Source organism: Komarekiella delphini-convector SJRDD-AB1 (genome assembly GCF_014831675.1).
Lineage (GTDB): Bacteria > Cyanobacteriota > Cyanobacteriia > Cyanobacteriales > Nostocaceae > Komarekiella.
The window spans coordinates 15,341-41,995 of record NZ_VJXY01000013.1 but is presented as its reverse complement, the minus strand read 5'-3'; the positions used below and the strand labels follow the sequence as shown (position 1 = coordinate 41,995).

General features: G+C 41.1%; 18 protein-coding genes and 1 pseudogene. 9 read left to right on the top strand and 10 right to left on the bottom strand.

The genetic code is table 11. From position 1 onward, the window contains the following. Positions 1 to 135: 135 nt before the first annotated feature. Positions 136 to 895 (top strand): annotated as a pseudogene (locus tag FNW02_RS39910) (PstS family phosphate ABC transporter substrate-binding protein); the annotation flags it as partial. 17 nt (positions 896 to 912) lie between these two features. Here the strand turns inward: FNW02_RS39910 and FNW02_RS39555 are convergent. Next, positions 913 to 1,671, bottom strand: a complete 759-nt coding sequence (locus tag FNW02_RS39555) for a Crp/Fnr family transcriptional regulator (RefSeq protein ID WP_162396694.1) — start codon at positions 1,669 to 1,671, stop codon at positions 913 to 915. A 488-nt stretch (positions 1,672 to 2,159) separates the two neighbouring features. Between FNW02_RS39555 and FNW02_RS13655 the strand changes: the two genes are divergently transcribed. Continuing rightward, complete coding sequence (locus FNW02_RS13655) at positions 2,160 to 2,864, top strand: DALR anticodon-binding domain-containing protein (RefSeq protein ID WP_348535394.1); 705 nt, start codon at positions 2,160 to 2,162, stop codon at positions 2,862 to 2,864. A 182-nt stretch (positions 2,865 to 3,046) separates the two neighbouring features. Here FNW02_RS13655 and FNW02_RS13650 read toward each other — a convergent pair whose 3' ends face one another. After that, positions 3,047 to 3,919, bottom strand: a complete 873-nt coding sequence (locus FNW02_RS13650; protein WP_191758087.1) for a Cof-type HAD-IIB family hydrolase — start codon at positions 3,917 to 3,919, stop codon at positions 3,047 to 3,049. Between the two features lie 562 nt (positions 3,920 to 4,481). Between FNW02_RS13650 and FNW02_RS13645 the strand changes: the two genes are divergently transcribed. Continuing rightward, positions 4,482 to 5,318: a DUF4114 domain-containing protein gene (locus FNW02_RS13645; protein ID WP_191758086.1), complete on the top strand. Its 837-nt coding sequence runs from the start codon at positions 4,482 to 4,484 to the stop codon at positions 5,316 to 5,318. A gap of 48 nt (positions 5,319 to 5,366) precedes the next feature. After that, positions 5,367 to 8,312 (top strand): DNA polymerase I, encoded by a 2,946-nt coding sequence (gene polA, locus FNW02_RS13640; RefSeq protein ID WP_191758085.1) that lies wholly within the window; start codon positions 5,367 to 5,369, stop codon positions 8,310 to 8,312. Position 8,313: 1 nt separating this feature from the next. Here polA and FNW02_RS13635 read toward each other — a convergent pair whose 3' ends face one another. The 4 genes from FNW02_RS13635 to FNW02_RS13620 all read right to left on the bottom strand — a co-directional run bounded on the left by FNW02_RS13635 (position 8,314) and on the right by FNW02_RS13620 (position 14,325). Then, a complete protein-coding gene (locus tag FNW02_RS13635) occupies positions 8,314 to 9,813 on the bottom strand; it encodes a family 10 glycosylhydrolase (protein ID WP_191758084.1) in 1,500 nt (499 codons plus the stop codon). Positions 9,814 to 10,221: 408 nt separating this feature from the next. After that, positions 10,222 to 12,654: a single-stranded-DNA-specific exonuclease RecJ gene (gene recJ, locus FNW02_RS13630; RefSeq protein WP_191758083.1), complete on the bottom strand. Its 2,433-nt coding sequence runs from the start codon at positions 12,652 to 12,654 to the stop codon at positions 10,222 to 10,224. A gap of 126 nt (positions 12,655 to 12,780) precedes the next feature. Further along, on the bottom strand, positions 12,781 to 13,419 hold the full coding sequence (locus tag FNW02_RS13625; protein WP_191758082.1) for a GNAT family N-acetyltransferase: 639 nt from the start codon (positions 13,417 to 13,419) through the stop codon (positions 12,781 to 12,783). A gap of 75 nt (positions 13,420 to 13,494) precedes the next feature. After that, positions 13,495 to 14,325, bottom strand: a complete 831-nt coding sequence (locus tag FNW02_RS13620) for a PD-(D/E)XK nuclease family protein (RefSeq protein ID WP_191758081.1) — start codon at positions 14,323 to 14,325, stop codon at positions 13,495 to 13,497. A gap of 779 nt (positions 14,326 to 15,104) precedes the next feature. Here FNW02_RS13620 and FNW02_RS13615 point away from each other — a divergent pair. Then, positions 15,105 to 16,559 carry a DUF2079 domain-containing protein gene (locus FNW02_RS13615; protein WP_191758080.1) on the top strand — a complete coding sequence of 485 codons (1,455 nt, stop codon included), beginning with the start codon at positions 15,105 to 15,107 and terminating at the stop codon, positions 16,557 to 16,559. A 108-nt stretch (positions 16,560 to 16,667) separates the two neighbouring features. Continuing rightward, on the top strand, positions 16,668 to 17,912 hold the full coding sequence (locus FNW02_RS13610; RefSeq protein WP_191758079.1) for a glycosyltransferase: 1,245 nt from the start codon (positions 16,668 to 16,670) through the stop codon (positions 17,910 to 17,912). A 3-nt stretch (positions 17,913 to 17,915) separates the two neighbouring features. Here FNW02_RS13610 and FNW02_RS13605 read toward each other — a convergent pair whose 3' ends face one another. Together FNW02_RS13605 and FNW02_RS13600 are read right to left on the bottom strand one after the other, a co-directional pair. Further along, positions 17,916 to 18,143, bottom strand: a complete 228-nt coding sequence (locus FNW02_RS13605) for a hypothetical protein (protein WP_191758078.1) — start codon at positions 18,141 to 18,143, stop codon at positions 17,916 to 17,918. A gap of 114 nt (positions 18,144 to 18,257) precedes the next feature. After that, complete coding sequence (locus FNW02_RS13600; protein ID WP_191758077.1) at positions 18,258 to 18,497, bottom strand: hypothetical protein; 240 nt, start codon at positions 18,495 to 18,497, stop codon at positions 18,258 to 18,260. Between the two features lie 616 nt (positions 18,498 to 19,113). Between FNW02_RS13600 and FNW02_RS13595 the strand changes: the two genes are divergently transcribed. Beyond that, positions 19,114 to 22,719 (top strand): WD40 domain-containing protein, encoded by a 3,606-nt coding sequence (locus tag FNW02_RS13595; protein WP_191758076.1) that lies wholly within the window; start codon positions 19,114 to 19,116, stop codon positions 22,717 to 22,719. 217 nt (positions 22,720 to 22,936) lie between these two features. On the opposite strand, the gene FNW02_RS13590 is transcribed toward FNW02_RS13595, so the two are convergent. Both FNW02_RS13590 and def read right to left on the bottom strand, forming a co-directional pair. Next, positions 22,937 to 23,140 carry a hypothetical protein gene (locus FNW02_RS13590; RefSeq protein ID WP_191758075.1) on the bottom strand — a complete coding sequence of 68 codons (204 nt, stop codon included), beginning with the start codon at positions 23,138 to 23,140 and terminating at the stop codon, positions 22,937 to 22,939. A gap of 12 nt (positions 23,141 to 23,152) precedes the next feature. Next, on the bottom strand, positions 23,153 to 23,716 hold the full coding sequence (gene def, locus FNW02_RS13585) for a peptide deformylase (protein WP_191758074.1): 564 nt from the start codon (positions 23,714 to 23,716) through the stop codon (positions 23,153 to 23,155). A 1,012-nt stretch (positions 23,717 to 24,728) separates the two neighbouring features. Between def and FNW02_RS13580 the strand changes: the two genes are divergently transcribed. After that, entirely contained in the window at positions 24,729 to 25,631 is a 903-nt protein-coding gene (locus tag FNW02_RS13580) for a cell division protein FtsX (RefSeq protein WP_191758073.1), read from the top strand. A gap of 51 nt (positions 25,632 to 25,682) precedes the next feature. Further along, positions 25,683 to 26,492 carry a DUF3598 family protein gene (locus tag FNW02_RS13575; RefSeq protein ID WP_191758072.1) on the top strand — a complete coding sequence of 270 codons (810 nt, stop codon included), beginning with the start codon at positions 25,683 to 25,685 and terminating at the stop codon, positions 26,490 to 26,492. The last annotated feature ends 163 nt before the right edge of the window (positions 26,493 to 26,655 follow it).

The following is a 26,655-nucleotide window of genomic DNA, read 5'->3' as shown; positions in this document are numbered from 1 at the left end:
ATACGCTAAATTGCTGTTGACTGTTCAAAGTCAAAAATTAATTTCTAAAGCAGGATTTTTCAAAATTCTCTAATAAATAAAAAAACCTGTCTAAATACAATTGCAAGTAGCAAAAACTTATCAAGCATTTATATTAAGCTGCTTTATGTGGAATCTATCAGCGGCGATCAAGCTGATATAGGTATAAAATTCCTAATCGACGGTCAAATTACCTTTTCCGAGCCCTGCATACCAGTATCAGACGATAAGTTACCTCGCGTGCCAAGCAAAGAGAATTTAAACTAAAACAAATTCTCCTGGCAATTTACGGTTTAGCGGTAGCTGTTAACTCTAGCCTCGATGTTCCTGGACTGACAATAGACCAGTAAAAGTCAATTTGTACGAGAACTGTTAACAATTGGAGCCAGGTGGGGGCCCCAATATGCTGATCAAACTTTATTCTGACCGCGTCGCTGATGGCGATACGGCCGGCCGAACTTTTTGTCCAAGACATCTTGAGTGGTCAAGCTTTTGGCTCTAATGTGGAGTTTATCTCAACTACCACCCAAGCTTTGCAAAAATTAGCTAGTAGTCCTAGTGGCATTTACTACGCTTCTGCGCCACAGGTAGTTCCTCAGTGTTCAATAAAGCCCTTGCCTTTGGGGCGGACGCAAGGGCAATAATTGCTCCCTACCAAGAACCATTTGTCCTCCCTTCTGAATGTCCTGGTAAACGGAACAAATTGAACATTGAGGCTTTCCAATTAAGAAAATACCCGATTACCCGCAATCTGTTCGTGGTGGTCAAACAGAATGATCAAGATGAGCAGCAAGCAGGTGTTGCCTATGCCAACTTACTGCTAACTGAGCAGGGACAGGAACTGATTACCCAAACAGGGTTTGTCAAAATTCGCTGACACCTGCTATTGGTGCTCTAGCTGGCTCTATTAATCGACTCTGCTGGCAAGCAAATAAGATTATCTCCTTGGGTAAGGATTAAGCCGCGTTGACGCAATTTACCCATCAAACGGGTGACGGTAACACGAGTCGAACCAATCGCGCTACCAATTTGGGCATGAGTGAGGGGAAAAGGCAGACAATAGCCACGAATCACATCAGGATCAGTGTCGCTCATTGCCGGCTCTCCATATTCCTCAATCAACAATGTGAGAAATCCTAAGAGTCGGTCAATTGTGCGTCGTTGCCCCAAGGCACTCAGCCACAGCAGCTTGCGCTGGTGCTGATATCTAAAGGCATCCATAACTTCGCGGCGGAAGTGAGGCCAATTGTCTAAGTCGTGCCAGTACATCCACAGCACCGCAGTTTGATCAACATGCGCGTAAGCCTGGAGTGTGAATGGTGACTGGGCAACAATTTCAAACGGCTGTCCCGCTCCCACAAAACCCAAGAAAGCTTCTTCTGGAGTTCTATTGATTCGTCGAGACGTTAGCTGACTGGCAGTAGCACTAACCTGGGCGGTTCCTACCATACGGATAGCACCCCTTTGCACCAAATATAGCAATCCAGGTCGAGCTGGAATGCGCTCATCTTTGCTAAAGGTGCGGCAGCGATAGTGTTCTTGAGCCCAATCAAGAATTCGTTGCCAAGTTAGAAAAGGCCGTGAAGCCTCTGAAAAGGAGGATGGAGATTGCATAGGTAACAAAGAGCGTTCGGCTGAAGACAAAGACGTCATAAAAAGGTGCAAGGAGTGTCTTTGTGTTGGCGAGGTTGGCTTAACGCCTAACAGCGCCAGCCATACAAAGAGTAGAAAGCAAATTAATTGCGCTCCACTCTTTTGTTATACTTCTTACTGTACAATGATGGTAGTAAAGTTTACTTACTATTCATCGATTATTCATCAAATTTTATCGTACTCTCATTTTTCTTCATCTAGATTAAACTTATATCTCAAGATAGATGTCAGAAAACCAACAAATACAATGTAAGGAGTTATTTACCCAGGACTACGTGCATCATAGACTACTAGTTAGCAAATACACAGCAATTAAGTGGTTGTTGTATGGTTACTTAGTGAATACACTAAGTATTTGTACTAAAAATTATAAAGTTAATTACATAGAACATAAAAAAAGTCTTCTATATAAAGATAGAGATGATAAGCGAGTTTTGTATATCTCAGGTATGGCTCTGCGATTATCAAAATCTCAGAATCAAAAATCTATGGAGCTTGCCCATGCAATCGCCTCTCATTTATCAGCGACCTGTGATGACGTTTTTAGCATTCAAATAGTTCCCCCCGGCTGGATACATTTAGAATTGACTCACCCTAGCTTAGCTGTTTGGTTGCAAAGTCTCGTCGTTGGGTATTCAGGAAGAGATGAGAAAAGTGGGAGATGGAGAGAGTCGGAGATGGAGAGAGTCGTACATGAAGAGAAATACTTAATTCCAAAAGAGGGCTCTAATTTCACCAATTCTTTATTTGCTGTTCAATATGTTCATGCACGCTGTTGCTCTCTAGTACTGCTAGCTCACCAAGAAGGGTTAATTAAACTTAATGAACCAGTTCCAGATACTAGTCCAGCTTTTTGGAGTTTTATTTCTTCCAACCCCATTCCTTGGCTTAACTGCGACGGAAAACTGCGCCTACATCACCCAGATGAGCGTCGTCTAATTGCCGAGTTAGTACAAGTAGTAGACAGCATAAAGTGTCCTGATATTAGCAGTTATTTAAAATGGCAAAAAGCAGCGCTAAATTTGAGTCGAGCGTTTGAAAACTTTTGGTGTAATTGCCGCATTTGGGGTGAGGTGAAAATTACCTCATTAGAGCTAGCTCAAGCCAGACTCGGATTGCTTATGGCCACTCAGTCTGTATTAAGGTTTTTGCTAGAAGAAAAACTGGGGGTTTTTGCACCCTTGGAGTTATGAATTATTAAATGTCTCTGAGGTAAAAATAAAAACTTTTATAACAGCTATTGACTCAATAAATCACCTCGGCTATATTAGCAGGTGTGTGAGGAGCGAACCAGCAGGGGCACCGAGACGAAACACGGCCAGTCGTCGGTGTCCTTTCTGATTTTAAGTAAGGTAGGTAAAAAAGACTGCCCTTACTACAGCAAAAACTTTTCAATTGCCACTGCGGCTCCGTCCTCCTCTACAGTAGGAGCTACCCATTGAGCGATCGCTTGAACTTTTGCTGGTGCATTGCCCATAGCTATACCAAAGCCAGCATACTCTAGCATTTCCAAATCATTGAAGTTATCACCAATAGTCATAACGTTGGCTTTCTCTAATCCCAACAGTTCTTCAGCTAGGTAACGCACAGCATATCCTTTATTGACAGAGGCATTAGTCGCTTCAAAGAAGGTAGCAACAGATGTTGTTAGATAAAGTTCAGCTGGTGTGTATTGGCGGCGTAAATTACCCAATAGCTCATTGATTACATTTGTGTCATCGCATAAAGCCAGAACTTTTGTCGGTTCATTAGTTAATACTCGGCGCAAGTCACCTACAGGAATTGGGTTAATACCGGAACGTTCTGCGTAAATTTGGGTTTCTCTTGTTAACTCCCGCACGTATAGCTGATCATTAATATAGAAGTGAACAGACAAAAGCGATCGCAACTGAGGCTGTTCAAAATAATCGATTAGCTGGTGGGCAATTTCCCTGGAAACAACCAAATGGCGATGAATCTTTTGAGTGGCTGGATCTTGAATCCAGGCTCCCTGATAGGCTAATAATGGCAGAACAGAGTTAATTTCTTGGTGAAAGCGTAAGGCTGAGCAGTACATGCGACCTGTAGCGATCGCCACTTGAATTCCTTGTGCTTGTACTGCAAAAATTGCTTGCTTGACAGCCTCGCTTAGATTGTTAGACTTTCCGGCGATTGTGCCATCAATATCTAAAACTAGTAGTTTGATATCTCTTGCAGCCATAATCTGATTACCAGTGGATGCCAAATGAGTAGTAGATGCTTTCTCCATATAATAATTCCCTAGGTTTGAACTCCCAGTATGAGGTTAACAGGCTCTAGTAGCCAGCGGGGAGTGGTAAGAAAAAAAATGGATTGACTAGAACATGCAACTGAACTTCTACGGTAATGCCAAAAAAATCGAATACACATGTAATTAGGATTTAGGACTGTCATAGCAAAACATTGTATAAATGGTGTTGATAATAATAAGTCTTACTATGAATAAATACGTAGTTATAAATTAATAATTTGTTTTTGGAGATAATTAACCCCGTAATCTTACTAAGGTTTTTCAGTAATTATCCTTTTGAATTCTATAAAAAAAGAACATTATAGGAAATAATCTCGGTTTTTAGAAGCCAAAGTCTTAACAATATAAAGAGTGTTCCAAACCAGTTAACAAATATAGACATTTAGTGATTTTTAGAGTTATCAATTAAAGAATCAACCCAACTCACTTCAATCAATGCAAATAAGCCTTAAAGGCTGAATTGAGTACTTTTTGAAAGCCCATTTATGGGTTAAATGAAGTGAACAATTCGATAACTCAAGTGAATAATACAAGGATTTTCATGAATAATAAAGGCTTGACTGGACTCATTGCGGCGGCGGCAGCTACTTTAACTAGTGTAATTTCTGCCATAGCTCCTGCAAGTGCGGCTGACTTTACCTGGGGTAATTGGAATGCCACAACTTCCGGCGTTCAAAGCGCAACGACTGATACATCTGGTTTCCAATCTTTGATTCCTAATTTCCAACAATTGGTGCAACCAGAGGGAATAGCATTACAAAATCTCAATAAACTAGACCCCACTAAGCTTTTTTTGAAATCTGAGAGCAATGTTCGCCTTTGGTTTCTCAATGAAGGTGCTAGCTATAAAAATCAGTTAGCTTACCAAGCAATCAACGGTAGTCAATCCCAAAAAGGATTAATTTTTGAAGACGCCTCTTGCAAAACAGGTAATCTGTGCGAAAAACCCAGTAACGATGGAATCTTGAATGTTGGTGATTATGTTGATCTGGGGACAATAGCTGGTGGTACACAAATCAACTTTTGGTTGAACGCAGATGGTGCTAATCAAAACAGAAGTTTTAACAATGTCTACGGTGCTCCTGATGCTGCGAATCCAGATGGATTAGAACACTTAGTTGCTTACGAATATAATGGTTATCTTCTAATTGGGTTTGAAGATTTGTATGGTTCACTAGGTTCCACAGATGGCGGTAATATCAGTCCTACAGATCGCGACTTCAATGACGTAGTTTTTGTTGTGGATTTTGGCAAAGACAATATACTAACTTCTTCTGTACCAGAACCATCTACAGCAGCAGCGATGTTGGGTGTAGGAGCAATTGGGATGTTGAAATTGCGTCGCCGTCGCCAGAGCAAAGCAGAAAAGTCAGCTTAAATAACACTATTTGTTCATGCAGCGGAAGCCACTGGTTAAAATAGGGCTATGTCCCAAACTTTTTCTAACCAGTTGACTTCCGATTCTGCAACCGTAACACGCCCCACGTTCATCCTCGTAGATGGACACTCCCTCGCCTACCGTTCATATTTTGCTTTCGCTAAAGGGCGAGATGGAGGACTACGTACAAAAACGGGCATTCCTACTAGTGTATGTTTTGGTTTTCTGAAATGCCTGTTGGAGGTAATGGCAACACAACAGCCACAAGCAATGGCGATTGCTTTTGATTTGGGCTTGCCAACCTTCCGCCACGAAGCTGACGATACTTATAAAGCTGATCGTCCAGGTACACCAGAAGACTTTGTTCCCGACTTAGCAAACTTGCACGAGTTGCTCAATGGCTTTAATCTCCCAATTTTAACTGCCCCTGGTTACGAGGCAGATGATGTTTTGGGAACCTTAGCACAACGAGCAACTGCTGCTGGATACAAAGTAAAGATTCTCACTGGCGATCGCGATTTATTTCAGCTGATTGACCCTAATAAGGAAATCACTGTTCTAAATTTTAGTCCAGATGCCCTCAAGCGTTCCACCAATAGCATCACCGAATTTGGGATAGAACAAGTCAAAGAAAAACTAGGCGTTTTACCTTCACAAATTGTCGATTTCAAAGCTCTTTGCGGTGATAAATCAGATAATATTCCAGGGGTCAAGGGAATTGGCGAAAAGACAGCGGTACAATTGCTGGACGCCTATGGTTCCCTTGACCATATTTATGCTGCTTTGGATGAAATCAAAGCAGCAACTCAGAAAAAACTGGCATTAGGTAAAGAAGACGCTGATAGATCTCGTTATCTAGCAACCATAGTTATAGATGTTCCTATAGAAATTGATTTAGAAGATTGTAAATTAAAAGGGTTTGACACAAGCGTCCTAGCATCAATTTTAGAAAAATTAGAATTCAAAACTTTTTTAAGCAAAATCAACGAACTTCAGCAACGGTTTGGTGGCAAAGTTGAAGCAATGCCAACAATAGAAACAGCCGAAGCAGATACAGAACCAGAATTTGAAGGTGAAGACCTTGCGTTTTTCAGTTTTGCTGAGACACAAGATGCACAACAACAGTCTGCGTTGCCAATTCAGCCGCGTATTATCGACACAAAAGCCAAACTAACTGAGTTAGTAAAACTTTTGCAAAAATTCACTAACCCAGAAACACCAGTTGCTTGGGATACTGAAACCACCGACTTAGAACCACGAGACGCTGAGTTAGTAGGAATTGGTTGTTGCTGGGGAATAGAACCAGATGAATTAGCTTATATTCCCCTTGGACATAAAACTGGGGATAATCTAAAAAAAGAGGTGGCGCTAGAAGTACTACGCCCAATTCTCGAAAGTGCTGATTATCCCAAAAGCTTACAAAATGCCAAATTTGACCGCTTAGTTTTTCGCTGTCAAGGAATTAACTTGGCAGGAGTGGTGTTTGACCCGATGCTAGCTAGTTACCTTTTAAATCCAGACGCTAGCCATAATCTAAGCGGCTTGGCACAGCGATATTTGGGGTTGGTTGGAAAAAGTTATGTAGATTTAGTTCCTAAAGGTAAAACCATTGCTGATATAGATATTCCTGCTGTAGCAGATTACTGCGGGATGGATGTTTATTCTACATTTGGTTTAGTACCAAAATTGCGAGAGGAACTGGAAAAAATTCCAGCTTTGTATCAGCTATTGATAGAAGTTGAACAACCGCTAGAAGCAGTTTTAGCGGAAATGGAATATACAGGTGTCCGCATTAATTCAGCTTATCTTCAAGAACTTTCGCAGAATTTAGAAATAGATTTAGCAAGATTGGAACAGAAAGCAACTGAAATAGCTGGAGAAAAATTTAACTTAGGTTCGCCTAAACAGTTAAGTCAAATATTGTTTGAAAAATTGGGATTAAGTACCAAGCATTCTCGCAAAATTCAAACAGGTTACTCTACAGATGCAGCGACACTAGAAAAACTCGGAGAAGTTGATGAAACAGGGTTTGTTGATGCCATCATTGAGTACCGCACCCTATCTAAATTAAAGTCTACTTATGTTGATGCACTGCCAGCATTAGTACGTTCAGATACCCAGCGGGTGCATACTGATTTTAACCAAGCAGCAACATCAACTGGTAGGTTGTCTTCTTCTAATCCAAATTTACAAAATATCCCAATTCGCACAGCTTTTAGTCGCCAGATTCGTAAGGCATTTTTGCCAGAACCAGGTTGGTTAATGGTGGCTGCTGACTACTCACAAATTGAGTTGCGGATTTTGGCTCATTTGTGTCAAGAGCCGATATTAGTGCAAGCGTATCAACAAAATGAAGATATTCACACAGTAACGGCTCGTTTGATATTTGAAAAAGAAGACGTAACATCAGATGAACGAAGGTTAGCGAAAACCATCAACTTTGGTGTGATTTATGGAATGGGTTCTCTTAGATTTTCACGTTCCACAGGAATAGATAAAGCTATTGCCAATGAGTTCATTAAGCGGTTCAACGAACGTTATCCCAAAGTTTTTGCATATTTGGAAGGGGTAAAAAAGCAAGCGATCGCTCAAGGTTATGTAGAAACTATTCTCGGTCGTCGTCGCTATGTTGAGTTTACTAACAACACTTTACGTCAATTAAAAGGTAAGAGTCCAGAAAAGATTGACTTAAGTAAATTGAAGAATTTAGGAGCTTATGATGCAGGTTTGCTACGCGCCGCTGCTAATGCACCAATTCAAGGTTCGAGTGCTGATATTATCAAAATTGCGATGGTAAGATTGCATGAAGTTTTGCAAAAATATCAAGCGCGTTTGTTATTACAAGTTCACGATGAATTAGTGTTTGAAGTTCCTCCTCAAGAGTGGGAAGAATTGCAACCGCAAATTAAGTCTGTGATGCAAGATGCGGTGCAATTAAGTGTGCCGTTAGTTGTAGATGTACGTGCGGGTGATAATTGGATGGAAACGAAGTAAACTACTTAGTGCGACAGAATTTGCGATCGCCATCATGTTCAGGGTATTGCCAAGAATAGGCAAAATGGCTAACTCCCTTCAATTGGGGGGTAAATTTGCGAAGTGCTTGCATTTGCGCTTCTAGCGGTGGGCGATTACTGATGGGTTGTCCCCATTTGCCAGCTAAAGCTGGAATTATCTGCGTACCTGGTTTTGCCATACTCAAAACCCGCTGTGCTTGCGCCACAATACAACTGACGTTACCGCAAGTCGCGTACAACATGGGATGCCACTCTAATGTGCTGGGGAATCTATCCCAAGGTTGCAAACGGGAATCATATCCTTGGCCTAGCGTTTGGTTGCCATCAGAAAAAAACACCACTCCTGCGGGAATACCTTGTTGCTGTGCTGGGTAACTAGCTATGGTTACAAAATCTAGAATGCCTTGCATGGCGTGAGCAACAGAAAGTTGCCATAACTCCCATTGCAAAAGTGGTTGTCTCTCAGTTGCAGGCAGGATTGACTTTTGCCCTGGTGGAGGAGTGCGTCCTTGCCACATGGGTTCTGGTTCTTGGGGGTAAAGTTTATCGACTTCAGCTATATCTCCTGCTGTAATGTATCCCCGACTCAAAAAGCGGCGAATCATGTCCAGCCCCTTGTAATTCAGTGCCCGTCGAAATAAAGCTTCTTGAGTTGCTGGACTAAATAGCCACAAATCTGTGACTTTGGTAGCGATGGAATTACTTCCTGTCTGTCGGGGATAACGTACATAGTCAAATAGCAATCCATCTGGGCGACGGCGCAGCACTTCTTGCACTATTTGATAGTAGTCGCGCTTTGCTTGCAAGTTGTAGGGGTCGATAAATACCTGACTGCTGTCATCTACTACATATAAACTCGTTTGACCCTTGCCATTGCGGGCGATCGCTGCTTCCCTATCTCGACGCTGAGCGTAGGTATAGCCAAAATTTGTGGTAAACATCCAAGCATAAACCTTTAAACCGCGTTGCCGACCTTTTTGAATAGCTAAAGAGAGCAAATCGATATTTTCTGATCCTGCTGTGCGAATCACAGAAGGCCAAACTGTAGGGTTAGCAGTCGTTGGTAATAATACTTGTCCATCGTAAAATACTTCTAAATAAACTTGGTTATAGCCGCGATTAACAATCCGATCCATAATCTGCTCAATTGCTCCCGGACGAATGTCGCAAGGATACAAACGTAACCAGATTGCTTGGATTTGCGGCCAAGTGCGAGTGCGGCACTCCTGTAATTCCTGTGCTTGTTCTTGCACTAGCTTTTGGTAGCTAGTCTGGGAATCTTGATTGCCTTTGATGGCTGACAAACGTAAGTTTTCTTTTTTTTGTGCCGCAGCTGGTGATAACTGACAATATTGGGTGACTTGTGCCTCTGCTGGTTGGCTCCCAAAGTAGGGGATCAACAAATTACTACTGAAAACAACAACCCACAGGTGTCGCCAAAATAATATTGGTTTTGCAACGTTCAATGGACGATTAGACATACGTATAGGTAGATGGACAAGAAAATTATTGATCCCAAATTCAGATCATTATGGCGTGACTTATATTAAATTCTTTAGTTCAGTAATAAGGATTTTTAAGCTTACTTTTTCACGACTGCCAAACTCCTGTTTCTGTTGCCACATTTTTTGAGAAAAACATAGCATAAAATGCAAAGCGTCTAAAAAAAGCAGGCTAAGCCTGCTTTTGGGAAGATACTACCTCGACTTAGATTTAGTGAAATTCCGCCAAACTCAGAATCCTTTAGCTTGTAACCCTTATCATTTCTCACATCTTCATTTCAATAAACCAAAACCTTTACTCAGTTTTCTTTAGAAGACTTTAGCTATTAGCCTCAACATGAATTCTGAGACCGTTATCGGAACTTATGCAAAATCTGAACAAACTGACTACTGACTATTTATCATCGCAATAATGGTAGATAGAGGCACTTCGGCAAAATACTGTTTCTGAAATTGTTCTTCTCGTACAGCGGCTAAAAATTGTGCAATGGCAACATCGGCAGCGTTTTCTGTGATATTAATTTCACACCAGCTAATTTGTAAACAACGGTCTTGACGTTTAACTGTAAATCCCAAGTATTTTAAAGCTTTGAATCCCAAAAGTAAGCTTTGGTTGCCTATGCCGAGTTTCTCCAAAAGCTGTACACGAGTAACTAGTTGATTAGTGCGACTGAGATATTTAGCAACTCCCACAAGAGTTAGCCAAATTTGGCTGGGTGGTTGCAGGTTGGGTTTAGACCAGGCGATCGCTAGTTGTTGATTATATTGCGTAGACGCAGAGCGGTGAGACAGCGCTGCGGGAGGGTTTCCCTCCGCAGGCGACTGCGAACCCGAAGGGCTTGTAGCTAGACATCGCCGCCACCACGCACGTAAATCATCCCAGCTAGTGGGACATTCATCGACAGTCAGTGCTGAGTACTGAGTTGTGTTAGCGTCAGGGGGCGTAGCCTGTGCTGAGTATTTTTCAGTTGCAAAGTTGCGCCAGTCTAGTATGAGTGTTGAATTAGGAGTACTAAGTTCTGTGTTAGCAGCAGGACGCACGGCCAGTAATCTGATTTCATAGCGTTTTTTGAAGGTGTTATAGTCCAGTTCGGCTATGCAATCACACCTTCCTAGAGGTAATTCATCTTTGTAGTGCCCCCACCAGATGCCAGGAAAGGCACTTCTGCCAGAGTCATCGCGGATCTCAAACTCAGTTTTAATGTACTGTACCTTTTTCCCCTGCCAATCCTGCTGATTGCGATTCCAAGTATTTTCAAACCAGCAATTTTGAATTAGCAATTTCGGGACAGGGTTGCCCATACCACAAGGTTCTAGCAATTTAAGTTCCAAAAATAACTCTTTTCCTAAATCTGCAACTGTTACCACCAAGTCTGCTTGCACTGTTGGCGTTAGGGTTTTACCACCCAAAGATTGCCGCAACTGCTGATTAATAGCTGCCGTAAATAAAGGAATATTCTCTGCTAACAAACTCAAACCTGCTGCAAAGGGATGTCCACCAAAGCGATGCAACAAATGTGCTTGGTCTTTTACCAATTGATATAAATCGACAGAATTCACTGAACGGGCGGAACCCCTTGCAAGAGGAGGAAGAGAATTCTCCTTATCTCCTTCAGTCCCCATTCCTTCGGTACTCAACAAAATTGTGGGGCGACCTGTTTCTTGTGCTACTTGTCCAGCGACTAGACCTAACACGCCTGCTGGCCATTGGGCATCTTCTAGCACAATCACGCTGGTGGTTGATAAATCTAATTGAGTAAGTTTTTGTATTACTTGCTTTTGCACATCTTTCTGTAAAGACTTGCGACGGGCGTTGGCTAGTTCTGTAACTTCAGCTAGTTGGTTACAACATTTGGTATCTCGACTAGTCAGCAATTCGACGCAGAAACTAGCATCGCCTTGGATGCGGCTGACGGCATTGATTCGCGGCCCTAAGCCGAAGGAAATATCTGTAGGGCGATCGCCACTTTTCTGGCACAATTCTAATAATCGCCCTACCCCCGGTCGTCGTCTTGTTGTTGCTGGCTGTTGAAAATCTGCTTGCAATCGTTGAATTCCCAACTGTGCCAAATAACGACAATCTCCACTTAACTGTACTAAGTCAGCAATTAGCCCTACTGCCACTAAATCTAATAAATCCTCTAACGGATGTTGGGGAACATCAGGCAGACTTTGATACAGGGCTTCCACCAACTTATAAGCCACCGCCACCCCAGAAAGATGAAACAGCTGATGTTCACTAGACAAGTAGCGAGGGTTGATAATCGCTGAAACTGATGGGCGTTCTGTGGGTAAGGTGTGGTGGTCTGTAACTATTACATCTATGCCTAGCTGTTTAGCATAAATAATCTCATTAATATTTGTGCTTCCTGTGTCGCAAGTGACAATTAACTTACAATCTTGTTGTTTTAAGTTATCAATCCCTTGGTTATTGAGTCCGTGAGATTCTGTGAGGCGATTAGGAATGTAGTAAATTAACTGAGTATGTTGGGTAAAAAACTCTCCCAAGCCATCCCATAATACAGCTGTGGCTGTGATCCCATCAGCGTCGAAATCTCCCCAAATAGCAATCTTTTCGTTAGCACTGCAAGCCTGTTTTAATCTTGCGATCGCCAAATGCATTTCGTGCCCAAACTCAAACGGACTTGCTGGTTGATAAGATTTATGATTGATAAAAGCTGCTAGTTGTTGCTCATTTTTAATTCCTCGTTGCCACAACAATTTTGCCGCGTACAATCCATTTGATGCGGGTGTATGTTGTTTCACTGCTTGGATGAACCACTCTGGCGCTTGTTCAGTTGTTGATAGAATCCACTGCATTTAAAATATTTTAAAGTTCAAAAACTTTATAATGCTATGTCTGAGCTAAAATTGTCATCAAATTTAAGTTATTTTGTGCGTTATTTTGGTATATACCTAGCATTAATTGAGCACATTTATCAACGCTCAAATTGAAGATTCTTCTTCATTGCTTTGAGATTTAACAAGGGGATTGAGAACGATTTCATTAGCAGCACTATCGGGTTTACGGGCGCGAATTGCTGGACGCGATCGCTTATAACCCGCTCTTTCAGCTTTTTGGTGTTCGTAGTCAATCAGTCTGCCATAATATTCGTGCTTACTTAAATTCATTGATAAGAAAATATGCTGGCGAACATTACCAAAACCTTTACGATTAAAAAACTTTAATGCTGAAGTATTAGTTGGGTCAGTATCCACTAACATAAACCTTGCTCCATCTTCAATCATGCGGGCAACGACTTTATCAACCAACTTATCTGCTACTCCCCGACGCTGAAACTTAGGACTCACTCCTAGCCATAAAATGTATCCATAAGTCCAGGATGTTTTAGTAATAATGGTTCCTAAAACGAATCCTGCTAGTTCCCCATCTGTTTCAGCAACAAGGCAATATTCTGCATCTGTGTTGTAAAGCCCAATTACCTCCCATTCGTCCCAGGTACGGTACAAATAAGGATATAAATCACTAGTAAATAATTCTTCTCCCAAGTGGTAAATGGGAGCAATGTCATCAATTCCTAATTCACGAACATAAACCATGTCATTTCCATCATAGTTTGTCATAGTTGTAGAAGTTGTGATTTTTTAATATGAGAATCTATTTTCAAGTCATTATCATCAAGTCTTTGGGTACTCACATTAAAGCGATACTTCTTGAATGTTAGCAAGATTTGGTAACAAGCTTGTGCCGTTTACACTTAGTTGATTGTCATCATAAATGTCTTGTTCGGTAGCTTGTTTACGTTCGCATCGTGTAACAAACTGGCAATAATTACAGGCTTTACTAGTTTCCACCACTTGTGGAAATTGTTCGTTATTTTGATAAAGTTCCAGCCAATTTGTTAACTTGCTTAATAGTTGATTAAGTTTCCTGGCTGTATGCTCATGCTCGACAGCATTGTAATTAAATTTAATACTCTGTGGTTTGCCTTCAGACTGAACAAACCAGTAAGTCATCGAAATTTTTTCCGGCAAGTATTCGCTAGTTTCCGCTAACACGTACATATAAAGACGTGTTTGCCAGTTCTTTGCTAACTTGCTTTTATTTGGTGGCTTAGGATAAGTTTTCCAATCAAGAATTTGTACTTGCTGGTTATCTGCAATTAATAAATCGTAGACAACTGTCAGTAAATAGTCTTGAAGTTGCAAGGTGCGATAGTGTTCACTTTCACGGAAAGTTTGGTTATTGGTTGCAGGCGTTAAAACTTCCGGTGCTGCATTGCCAAAAGCTGACATCCACTTTTGTAGTTGAGCATCTACTTGCAGGAAACTATCAATTGGCAAACCCATTTCTCGCTGCTGCATCAGCAAGTGAAAACGACTACCCAAAGTCTGTCGTTCCTCGTGTTCGGGATCTAAGGGAGAACTGAGTTTTTCTAAATAGGTGTGTTGGAATTTACGCGGACAAGCTTCTAACAAGTTCAGCTGCCCTTGAGACAGTCGTAATAGTTGAGTTGTAGTTGATAGCATTCTTATATTTTAGAAGCGCTATCAAAAATCTAGGCAAATTGAGGCACTAAACTAAATAGTTTCTATAGCTTGGTAAGCATTATAACCCTTGTATTCAGAGCAAAGCAGAAGAAACAGAGCCAAACGAGTGCATTACTCAGTGTTCATAAGTACGCGAGCGTCAGGGTTTGTCAAAAGCATTAACCAAACTCAGCACGGGTTATGCTAACAGCACTCTTGATCATTTGCACTAACTTAGGTGTATTAGATTTATTTATGTTTTAATTTATATATTTTTTAATTTATTAATACATAAGTTATAAATGCTAGGCTTTATTGAAATTTTACACAAACGAAATAGCTATGAAAATCTACAGTTGTACTGTAAATGTTTCTGACTTATAAAAAATTCACTATATTTTTCTGATAAAGAACTTCAATAGTAGTTGCATTTTGAGGATGTTACAGTCATATTAATATACTGTGTAATATATCACAGTATTTTTATTGAAAATTAACTAGTAGTAGTCAGGGATTAGAAGATATTTACATACATTTACATATAAACATTTTTACCCGACATACTCATTTTCAGTAGTCTCTATGGGTTAAGAAGAACCTGATTTGGTTACACAAATTTGCAGACTTGTGTGACCTAGTTGCGATAAATACAGTAACGGGTCTGAGTTTTAATAACCTCAATGAGATGTCCAATTATTACAGTATGTGTATAGACAAGGTAAGCATCACCTCTAACTTAGTAAAAAACCTTTAAGTAAGTCAAAAGATAGTGCAAAAATATGCATAGCTTAAACCCTCAAGAACTAAAATCTAAGACTGTGGTTTGGATAATTGGCGTGGGCGCTCTGGTATTATTCACTTTCAGTAGTCTTAGACACGGACTTTTTCGTTCAGGCGCTTGGGACTTAGGAATTTTTGACCAAGTGGTTTACTTAATTAGTCAGGGACAAACACCTGTTTCCTCCTTCTTAAATGTTCATATTTTGGGGGATCATGCAGCATTAATCCTCTATCCATTGAGTTTGCTGTACAAAATTATCCCAGATGTTCATTGGTTGTTAGCTGTGCAAGCATTGGCTTTAGCCTTGGGAGCTTGGCCAATCTGGGGTTTAGCTCGTCAAGCTGGATTAAACCAGGAACAAGCAATAGGCTTAGCAGTAGCCTATCTAATGTATCCAGTGGTTCTGACCAGCAATTTGTTTGATTTTCATCCAGAAGTTTTAGCAGTTCCAGCACTTTTGGGAGCAGTTTGGGCTGCACGTTTGGGTAAGACAATATGGTTTGGATTAGCTATTGCTCTTGCCTTAAGCTGCAAAAGTGTATTGTCACTGACTGTATTTGCAATGGGGATATGGCTTTTCTTCTTTGAGAAGAGGCGTTTATGTGGTGCGATCGCATTATTTGCTGGTGTAAGTTGGTATTTAATTGCTACTAAGGCAATCATCCCATTTTTTAGTGCTAATGCAGTAGGGGATGTCACTATAGGTTATCTGAACGGATTAAATCGTTATAGATATTTAGGTGAAACTCCTCTAAAATTTGTCCAGAATTTGTTTCTCAGACCTAACATAATCTTGAGCAAAGTTATCTCTCTGGACACACTCAAATATTTAGGTTTATTGGTATTGCCAATAATCTGGGGATTATCACCTCGGCATCTATCTCCGTTAATTGGAGCACTTCCAATACTGGCATTAAATATCCTATCTATTTATTCTTCTCAGCGGCAGATAGATAACCACTATTCTTTACTCATCATTCCCTTTATATTCCTATCGATAATTTCTACCCTGGCTGATAATAAAGGATGGCTAAAACAGGGACGGAAAATAATCTTGTTTATGTTAATGATTTTGTTATTAGGTCTTGGAACAAGGTTGTCCCGGATGGATTTTAAAAACTCTCCTTTTGATTGGTCAAATTGGCAAGCAACAAACGCTGCGATTACACAGATTCAAACTCAGGGAAGCGTTTTAACAACTCATGAAATTGCACCTCATGTAACCCACCGTGCCTTGGTTAATTATTATGGTTCTTGGGATGGTAATCCTTTTTTTGCTAAGAATTTAAATAGTTTTGAGTATGTATTACTCAATTTGAATCATTCTAGTTTTATGAACAATTTTAAAACAAATGATTCTGTAAATAGCTTTATCAATCAATTAAAAAATAATCCAGGTTTCCAATTAACTTATGAGCAACATCGGGTTTATTTGTTTGAAAGAAGATCTTAGGAGTAAAACAAAGTATTCAATTTGAGTAAAAAAATGTATAAAATCTAAACCTATTAAAGCAATATTGATTGACAAAAAACTACTCTTTTACAACCTGGATTCTGCTTTATGAGTAACAACCAACTTACTTCATTGTTACCAGTACCATCTGGCTGTTTGCAGATTTCTGAACTGACTCCTAGTGGTACAAGTATAGGTAATAAATCTATACATCTTTCTCTAGTAATTCCCACTTATAAAGAGCGAGATAATATTAAAAATGTTGTCAGAATATTGAGCCAGTTGTTAGATGAAGCTATCCCAGGAAACTACGAGCTGATTATAGTAGACGATGATAGTCCAGACCGCACTTGGGAGGTAGCACAATCCCTGATGGAAGTATACCCGCAGTTGCAGGTGATGCGACGACAACAAGAGCGAGGGCTATCTTCTGCAGTGATTCGTGGGTGGCAGGTAGCCAGAGGGCGTGTGCTAGGGGTAATTGATGGGGATTTACAGCATCCGCCAGAGATATTGACGCAACTGCTCAGCGCAATTGAACAGGGAGCAGATTTAGCAGTAGCCAGTCGTCATGTAGAAGGAGGCGGTGTTAGTAGTTGGAGTGTTGTTAGGCGTTTTTTATCGCGTGGCGCACAAGTGTTGGGATTGACTATTCTACCAGGGGTATTGGGCAGGGTTTCTGACCCCATGAGTGGTTATTTTATGGTGCGTCGGAGTGCGATCGCAGGTGTAACACTTAATCCAGTAGGATACAAAATCCTCCTTGAAGTAATTGGACGCGGAAAGGTAAGCGAAATTGCTGAAGTTGGTTATGTGTTCTGTGAGCGTAAACAAGGTGAAAGCAAAGTGACATGGAAGCAATATGTGGATTACATACACCATTTATTGCGGTTGCGGATTTCCACAGGAAGATTAGGAAAAATCAGTCAAAAAGTCGATTTTCCCATTGGTAGATTCCTGCGCTTTGGTTTGGTGGGATTGAGTGGTGTATTTGTGGATATGACAGTACTTTACTTACTTAGCGATCCGACAACCCTAGCTTGGCCTTTGACGCGCAGCAAAATTCTTGCAGGTGAAATTGCGATTTGCAATAATTTCTTATGGAATGACGCTTGGACTTTTGCTGATGTGAGTGTAAACCAGCAAGAATGGCGTCATCGCCTAAAGCGCTTTTTAAAATTCAACATCGTTTGTCTTGCTGGACTTGTGTTGAATGTGCTGGTGTTGAATTTGGTATTCAATTTCCTGATTCCTAATCGCTACATAGCTAACTTAATTGCGATCGCAGTTGCTACTATTTGGAATTTCTGGGTGAATTTGAAATTAAGCTGGCGGGTGACTGATGTGAAATAATAGCTATTTCAACTCGTCGTCATCTAAATCATCCTGTTTCTCCAACTTTTTAATTTCACCTTTGTTTTTCATTGAACCAAAACTGTAGGCGATCGCTATTTTAACTATGTCAAAATATGCTGGGTGATTAGCTTTGTTCACAATTGCTAAAGAGATTGACCCAGCCACTAAGATGACTAAAATCGGCGAAAGGATTTCTCCTCCAGAATTGCTACTTTTGTTATTTGGCATGATATGATCTCCAAGTGGAAGCCTCTAGCTAAGTACAAGTTAGCCAAAGGCAATTGATTAAAATTGACCACGAACCTAAAATTGCAATCTTGCTACTGATCAGTGGGTGAAAGACTAACCCCAAGACTCAATCATCATGGCGATCGCAAACAAGCAAAATAGGAAAACTGCTGTCCGAAAAACCCATCTCCATATACTTGCAGATAACAGCATCCCAAGTATCGAGCCTGCGCCAAAAACGTGAGCCAAAACAAAAGCAATAGCAAAGCCTAGCAGAATCAACAAGAAATATTTGAGTCCCTTACAAGCCCACTTGAATAGCAGATTATCGTCATCTTTGAGACTAGTTTTCATTGTTTTTGTCCTGTTTTGAGAGTTGAATCTAAGCAGCAGCTAACGCTACCTCGACTGTCCTAAAAAAGGAGCCAATACTTGCAGCGTTGCTTTTAGCTAGTCAAGGCACGCAGCATTCCTACCAAACCTAAGTAAAGTTTGAATGCCAACAACAGTAGTCTTGATATTTGCAGATGGTGAAAGTAAACCTTTAAATCAATTCCAAAGATAATTTTGCAATCGAAGTTAGGCGCTCAATGCTCGTGATGATGCAGAATAAGCATTACGCGCATTAACCCCTAAAATGCAATTTCTACAGACAACAGATTTTTAATGCTTGACTTTTTCAAGATGGATTAACCGTTTTAGCCTTTGCCTTTACCTCTTACTCACTAAGTTTCTGTAATTAAACCGTAAACTTACTAAGTTATTCAATTAACCTGTGTTAAATTCACTATAAAGTAACTAAGTTACTTAGTCAAGGCAAAACTGAAAAAATTATTTAAAAAACGATAAAAGACTTATTCAAAAAGGTATTTGAAACACAAGGCACTAGTTGAACTTCACTCTATCTAGGTTAATTTCTCACCTAGTGAGCTAAGATTGGGAGTATAGTTCAGTTCGTCTTGGTGTGAGTATGAGTGAGATTCCCGAAGACTTTCTTTTGGCTTTAGCGCAAGAGCATTGCTTGTCTAGCAGTGAGCTAGAGGTATTGTTATATGCTGTTCAGGACAAATCGCCAAATGCGATCGCCATAGAATTAGGTATTAGTGCCGAGGCAGTACGCAAAAGATTGAGCGAGGTTTACAAAAAATTCCAAGTGAGTGGCGGTGGGCCAGGTAAGCTCACTAAGTTACAGCAAGTTATCGAAAATGCATATCAAGCATCTTCGCAAACAATAAAACCCATTGCAACCAAGCGTCAAGACTGGGGTGAAGCGCCTAGCATCCTTAGTGTCTTTTGCGGGCGGGAAGCAGAACTGTCTAAGCTCAAGCAATGGATTGTCAAAGATAACTGTCGATTAGTAGCACTACTGGGTATGGGAGGAATTGGCAAAACAACTTTGTCTGTGAAGCTAGCAGACGAAGTTCAGGAGAATTTTGAATATTTTATTTGGCGAACTCTCCGTAATGCTCCACCTATCCAAGAGATGTTAGCAAATCTGATCCGATTTCTATCTGATGAGCGCGAAACAAATTTACCAGAAACCGTAAATGGCAGAGTCACGCTGCTGATTAAATATTTACGAGAGCGCCGTTGTTTACTAATGTTGGACAATGCAGAAACTATTTTGCAAGCTTCTTTGCAAGAAGCCCGTGTTGGATACTATAAAGAAGGATATGAAGGTTATGGTCAACTACTGAGACGGGTAGGGGAAGAACCTCATCAAAGTTGCTTAGTGATTACCAGTCGCGAAAAGCCAAACGAATTTGCGCCTTTAGAAGGCGAAGCATCACCAGTTAGAACAATGTCAGTAGCTGGTGTGGGAGAAACAGAAGGGCAAGAAATTCTTAAAGATAAAAGCTTATTTGGGTCGCAGCAAAACTGGGCAAAACTAATTGATAATTATTCAGGTAATCCTTTAGCCTTAAAGCTAGTCTCTGAGACAATCCGAGAATTATTTGGTGGAGATATTGCTGCCTTTTTAGATGAAGGAGAGATAATTTTTGGCGACACCCGTAATTTATTAGACCAGCAGTTTGAGCGCGCCTCAGAGTTTGAAAAAGAAATCATTTACTGGTTGGCAATTAAACGTGAGCCAGTTTCACTGGAAGAATTGCTAGATGATATTGTGCGTCCTTTATCAAAAAGGGAATTACTAGAAGCACTAAAATCTCTACGCAGGCGATGTCTAATCGACAAGGCTTTGCCTACGCTAATTGAAAAAAGTGTAGCACTGTTTACCCTGCAACCTGTGGTTATGGAATACATTACAGAATCCATAATTGAGCAGGTTTGTCAAGAAATTACTACAGGTAAAATTGCACTATTCATGAGTCATGGTCTGATGGGGGCAACTGTCAAAGATTATGTCAGAGATATTCAAATTCGGCTCATACTTAAGCCAATTCTAGAAAGATTGCTCAGTCTTTTTCTTAGTAAGACAAATATTGAAGACAAGCTAACTCAAATTCTGGAACCCTTACGAGACAAATTTGTAATTAAACCAGGCTATGCCGGAAGTAATGTTCTCCATCTACTGTGTCAACTACAAACTGATTTAACTGGTTATGACTTCTCCCATTTAACTGTTCGACAAACTTACCTCCAGAATGTAAATCTGCATCAGGTTAGTTTTGCTTACAGCAACTTAACTCGCTCTGTGTTTGCGAAAAACTTTGCCACTGTCTTGTCAGTAACATTTAGTCGAAACGGTCAACTTTTAGCTACAGGAGATGCAAACGGTGAGATTCGCCTGTGGCGAGTTATCAATGGTCAACAACTTTTGCTTTATCAAGGACACAATAATAAAGTTTGGTCAATTGCTTTTAATGCTAGTGGTACAACGTTAGTCAGTGCCAGTGAAGACCAGACCCTAAAAATCTGGGATGTTCAAACCGGTGAATGTTTGAAAACTTTACTAGGGCATACAGATAGAATCTGGTCAGTCGCTTTTAGTCCTCAAGACCATACCATTGCTAGTGCCAGTGAAGACCAGACCGTGAAAATCTGGAATGTCCAAAGCGGTGAATGCTTAAAAACTTTGTCTGGTCACATCAATGGGGTACGGTCAGTAGATTATAGTCCCGATGGTACAACCCTAATTAGTGGCAGTAAAGACCAGACCGTGAAAATTTGGGATGTCCAAAGCGGTGAATGTTTGAAAACTTTACTAGGACACACAGATAGAATTTGGTCAGTCGCTTTTAGTCCTCAAGGTCATACAATTGCCAGCGCCAGTGATGACCAAACAGTAAAGCTATGGGATGTAGACACAGGTGAGTGCTTAAAAACTTTGTTAGGTCACACTAATTGGGTATGGTCAGTAGACTATAGTCCTCAAGGAGACATTATAGTTAGTGGCAGTGACGACCAAACAGTTAGATTGTGGGATGTCAATACTGGTAAATGTTTGAAAACTTTGCCGGGGCACACAGATAGAATCTGGTCAGTAGCTTTTAGTCCCCAAGGTCGCACAATTGCCAGTACCAGTGATGACCAAACAGTAAAGCTATGGGATGCGGATACTGGTAGATGCTTGAAAACTTTGAAAGGTTACACCAATTGGGTATGGTGTGTAGCTTTTAGTCCTAACGATCCAATTCTAGCTAGTGCCAATGATGACTATACAGTTAGGCTTTGGGATATCAACACTGGTAAATGTCTAAAAACTTTGCAGGGTCATACGAATGGGGTACGGTCAGTTGCCTTTAGTCCCGATGGTCAAATTCTCGCTAGTGCTAGTGATGACCAAACTATCAAACTGTGGAATGCAAAAACTGGTATTTGTTTACACACATTAAAGGGACATACTAATTGGGTATGGTCAATTGGCTTCAGTCCTAACGGTCAAATTTTAGCCAGCGCCAGTGATGATCAAACAGTAAAGTTATGGGATGTAAACACTGGCAAATGTTTCAAAACTTTGTCAGAAGACATTAACCGAATATGGTTTGTCGCCTTTAGCCCCAAAGGTGATATTTTAGCTGGTGCTAGTGAAGACCATACAGTGAAACTATGGAAGGTTAGCACTGGCGAATCCTTAAAACCTTTGCAAGGACACACTAATTGGGTAAGGTCAGTAGCTTTTAGTCCTAGAGGTAACATTTTAGCCAGTGCTAGCGAAGATGGTACAGTCAGATTATGGAAGGCTAACAACGACCAACACTTAGAACCTCTACAACCTCCTTTGAAGGCACACACTGATAAGGTACGAGCGATCGCCTTTAGTCCTCGCAGTTATGCGACCACCAATGAGAGCGAGCAACCTAGTTACATTTTGGCCAGTGCTGGTGATGATAATACTGTGAAAATCTGGGATGTGACTACAGGCCAATGCCTGCAATCACTCCAAGGGCACACCAAGAGGATTTGGTCAGTCGTCTTCAGCCCCGATGGACAATTCCTGGCTAGTGGTGGTGAAGACGAGACTGTAAGGATATGGAATGCCGACACTGGCGAGTGTTTGAAAATTTTCAGCAATCCTAAACCATACAAGGATATGGATATTACAGGCTCTATCGGTTTAACTACGGCTCAAAAGGTGACGTTAAAAGCTTTAGGTGCGGTGGAGGATATATAGCATTTCTCACTTCAGTGAGGTACACAAAGAAGTAATTAACCACAGATGAACATGGAGAAAAGTCGGAGCTGCGGAAGCCGCCGCTCTGAACTTCGGTGTAAACACAGATGAGTTAATACCTCAGCAGATTAGGAAACGCTATATAGAAAAATAAAAGGTAAAAGAATGAATTTTGTATTTTTAACTCATCCCTTTACCTTTTTTATGTACCTGATGCTTATTTAATGTTAGCCCTTGCGTCCCTCACTGCGGCAAAGAAAAATAATCCTGTAAGTGGAATGCTCAATCCCAAGATAATGGCAGTTACTTGGAAGCCCAAATCCGGTTGCCCATAACTGAGTTCAAAAATTGAACCTACAGCTGCGATGGCTGTTACACACGAACCACCTAGAAATAATCCGCTTTTTGGAGTTAAATACACTATTAGACCACCCTATGCTACTGGTTTCACCGCTTGATACGAGAAGCCATTCTTAGATAACTCTTGTGCCAAAGTCAAGGAATTTTCTACACGATCTACAAATACCACCCCATTAAGGTGATCCATCTCATGTTGAATACAGCGGCCTAGCAGATCATTAGCTTTTAATGTCCGGGGACGGCCATACTCATCTTTGTAGGCAATTTCTACAACTTCAGGACGCTTCACATCCATGTAAACATTAGGAATGCTTAAACACCCTTCTTGAGCAACGCTAATATCGCGGCTAACCTGTTTAATTGTAGGGTTAATCAGCACCAAAGGCTGATTCACTGCGTTGTCTGGTTCTAGGTCGATGACAATTAGTTGTTTATGAATTCCCACTTGGGGTGCAGCTAAACCAATGCCATCTTTGCTGTACATGGTTTGCAGCATTTCGCGCACCAGTTGGCGAATTTCGTCATCTACTTTCGCAACTCGCTTTGCAGCTTGACGCAATACGCGATCGCCTAAATAGTGAAGCTCCAAAGGCGGATTTTTTAACTTTGTTTTTTCTACAGCAATTTCCGAGGGCATGATTCTTGATAGCTAAATTGTGAAAATTCCTACTTTAATTCTATCAATCTCAGTTAGACCCCAGTTGAGATGCAACAATCTCCTTAATAGCATTTTCTGACTTGCCCCATATACTAAGCTTTTAGGTAGTCGTAGAGGAGCGACAAACTCTACCTCATTCCCGATGCTCAAAAACTCTATCCACAAGGAATGGAGTGTTTGATATGGTTTCCATAAAAGCCCAAATATAGCAGTGAAACACAGACGTTCGTACGTGATACCTCACTCAAACGAGAACCGCTATAGTTTATCGTCCACGTTGCGCTTTCTTTACTGTCAGCAAGTCAATGTAAAAAATTTAAGTTTTCATGAATGCAGTAGAAGCACGCACTCTATATCAACAAATGCGAACAGCCTTGGTTAAGTGACTGATTTAGCAGAACCCCAATGGAACCTACTTGCATCGAATTTTCAAGTTAAAACTGCTCAGAAACAAGAATATAGATAGGACTTACGCACTGAAGGCTGAAACCTAGATCCCCTCTAGCCCACGCTAGTCGCTCATGGGGAGCCACCCCAAGGCGGAGGTTGCCGACGCTCGTTCGCGCAGCGTGTCGCAGACAAGACTCGCTCTCAGCGTTGGCGCAGCCTCAAAGTAGAGAAGCCATGCCGTAAAGCCTGCGGCATGGCTTCGCTTAAGGCGAAGCCTCTGTCTACGACACGCTACGCGAACGAACAGAAGGCTTTACGCTGCGCTATCCGTTGTGGGGAGTGGCGTGGAAACCCCCTTGGCGCAGCCTCAAAGTAGAGAAGACCGCGCTGGCTCCCCTTCAAAAGGGGAGAATTTATAAAGCCCCCTTTTTAAGGGGGTTGGGGGATCTGAGTGCGTAAGTTCTGGAATACATTCTTCTACCTGGAGCAAAAATACACGAACTCTACTTTGGTCGAGTATAAATAGTGGTATTATTCCACGCAAATACGCAAACTTAGAACTTAACGCTAAAGCGCTAAGTTTTAAGTTTTAAGGTGATCTATGTTTAAATCTCTTACGAAACTTGATTACTTGCTCAAAGAAACTTTCCTGGGTTTAATGCGGGGCGGTTGGATGAATTGGGCTGCTGTTAGTACTGTAACGGTATTACTATTTTTATTCGGTTTGAGTTTGCAAACCTCCTGGCAAGTAGAAAAACTCCTTAATCAGTTCGGTAGTCAATTGGAAGTATCAGTTTATCTCGAACCGGGTACGCGAGCCGAAATCATTGAACCACTGATAGCAAAAATGTCAGAGGTAGCCACGATGCAAACCATTCCTAAAGAGCAAGCTTGGGCTAAGTTAGTTAAAGAAATGGGCATTTCGGATATCGAAGGTGCTACCCAGCAGCTAGAGGAGAATCCTCTAGTTGACGAGATGAAAGTGAAAGCCCGTAATTCTCAAGTTGTACCAACTTTAGCGACGAATTTGGCCAAGTTGCCAGGAGTTGATGCGGTGCAATATATAGATGAAGCAGTCAAACGCATTGCCCAATTGCACCAAGGTCTAAACAAGATTACTTTGACAATTACGATCATTTTGACTTTAACTGCGATCGCAGTTACTACCACCACAATACGCTTGATCGTCATGGCACGACGCCAGGAAATTGAAATTATGCAATTAGTGGGAGCAACTTCCGTTTGGATTTATCTCCCATTTATTTTACAAGGAATTGCTTTTGGCTTAGTTGGTGGTGCGATCGCTTGGAGTTTCATTTCTGTTATTCAACAATTCTTGGGTAGGTTGCTAGCCAAGCAACCTGAGTTTATCCAAGTTATTACCAACGGGGTACAACTCACTCCAGCACAAATTTTACAACTCCCCCTGATTCTCTTGAGCTTTGGTGCAGCTGTAGGATTAATGGGAAGCTTATTTGCTGTCCGGCGTTTTGCTAAGGGTTAGTCATTAATCATTGGTCATTGCAAATGACTAGTGACAAAGGATAAAATCACTATGAAATCTCAATGGGAATGTTTTCTGCAAAATCTCGGCATATGGGAAGGATCATTCACTAACTTTTCTCCCCAAGGTACACTTTTGAAAGATGTTCCTAGCCGCTTATCCCTAGAAGGTTTGAACAATAACCAGACAGTACGCTTAACTCTGTGTCGTTCGGGACGAGATGATTTGGTTTTAGAGTATAGCTCTCTGGGGCGAAGTATCTTGTTTTTTGAAAATGGGGCATTTTCTGAAGGTTTAATTCAGCTAGGCCCATTTTCGGAATTCGGTGCAGAACTGGCTTTGATTCATGAGAATCACCGCTTGCGTCTAGTACAACTGTTTGATAAAAACGGTCATCTAAATGCACTAACTCTAATTCGAGAACATTTAGCTGGAACAGAAAAAGTAGAACGTCCACCCTTGCAGGTAGACGACTTGTTGGGAGAATGGCAAGGCGAAGCAGTAACAATATATCCAGATTGGCGATCGCCTGATATTTACTCTACAACTCTGCAATTACAACTTGATAACGCTGGGCGATTAATTCAAAGTACCTCTTTTGGCGATCGGACAATTACCTCAACTGCTACCATCAAAGACTCCATCATCCTCTTTGATCAAGATCCGCAAAAGCAAGTACAAGTATTGCTGCTACCTGATGGCGCTTCTGCAACTTCTCCTCTCAAAGTGCAATTACGTCAACCCTTATTCTTGGAAGTGGGTTGGTTAATCCAGCCAAACCTGCGCCAGCGGATGATTCGCAGCTACAACGACAAAGGCGAATGGGTCAGTCTGACATTAGTTACTGAAGAAAGAGTGTAAGCATAATCAACTAATTTAACTGCGATCGCCCAACAGGCAACCTCAAAATATATCCTCACCGATTTCAATTACTTCACGTGGATTTCTTGTTAAACAACATTGCTGGTAATTTCCGTTAGGAAGTAAGTTGAAATAGCCGTTTAATTTAAATTGAAGTTCAAAG

Bases quoted from the DNA above. Each gene is read 5' to 3' on its own strand.
- FNW02_RS39555 (WP_162396694.1), bottom strand. From the start codon at position 1,671: ATGACGTCTTTGTCTTCAGCCGAACGCTCTTTGTTACCTATGCAATCT.
- FNW02_RS13655 (WP_348535394.1), top strand. From the start codon at position 2,160: ATGGAGCTTGCCCATGCAATCGCCTCTCATTTATCAGCGACCTGTGAT.
- FNW02_RS13650 (WP_191758087.1), bottom strand. From the start codon at position 3,919: ATGGAGAAAGCATCTACTACTCATTTGGCATCCACTGGTAATCAGATT.
- FNW02_RS13645 (WP_191758086.1), top strand. From the start codon at position 4,482: ATGAATAATAAAGGCTTGACTGGACTCATTGCGGCGGCGGCAGCTACT.
- polA (WP_191758085.1), top strand. From the start codon at position 5,367: ATGTCCCAAACTTTTTCTAACCAGTTGACTTCCGATTCTGCAACCGTA.
- FNW02_RS13635 (WP_191758084.1), bottom strand. From the start codon at position 9,813: ATGTCTAATCGTCCATTGAACGTTGCAAAACCAATATTATTTTGGCGA.
- recJ (WP_191758083.1), bottom strand. From the start codon at position 12,654: ATGCAGTGGATTCTATCAACAACTGAACAAGCGCCAGAGTGGTTCATC.
- FNW02_RS13625 (WP_191758082.1), bottom strand. From the start codon at position 13,419: ATGACAAACTATGATGGAAATGACATGGTTTATGTTCGTGAATTAGGA.
- FNW02_RS13620 (WP_191758081.1), bottom strand. From the start codon at position 14,325: ATGCTATCAACTACAACTCAACTATTACGACTGTCTCAAGGGCAGCTG.
- FNW02_RS13615 (WP_191758080.1), top strand. From the start codon at position 15,105: ATGCATAGCTTAAACCCTCAAGAACTAAAATCTAAGACTGTGGTTTGG.
- FNW02_RS13610 (WP_191758079.1), top strand. From the start codon at position 16,668: ATGAGTAACAACCAACTTACTTCATTGTTACCAGTACCATCTGGCTGT.
- FNW02_RS13605 (WP_191758078.1), bottom strand. From the start codon at position 18,143: ATGCCAAATAACAAAAGTAGCAATTCTGGAGGAGAAATCCTTTCGCCG.
- FNW02_RS13600 (WP_191758077.1), bottom strand. From the start codon at position 18,497: ATGAAAACTAGTCTCAAAGATGACGATAATCTGCTATTCAAGTGGGCT.
- FNW02_RS13595 (WP_191758076.1), top strand. From the start codon at position 19,114: ATGAGTGAGATTCCCGAAGACTTTCTTTTGGCTTTAGCGCAAGAGCAT.
- def (WP_191758074.1), bottom strand. From the start codon at position 23,716: ATGCCCTCGGAAATTGCTGTAGAAAAAACAAAGTTAAAAAATCCGCCT.
- FNW02_RS13580 (WP_191758073.1), top strand. From the start codon at position 24,729: ATGTTTAAATCTCTTACGAAACTTGATTACTTGCTCAAAGAAACTTTC.
- FNW02_RS13575 (WP_191758072.1), top strand. From the start codon at position 25,683: ATGAAATCTCAATGGGAATGTTTTCTGCAAAATCTCGGCATATGGGAA.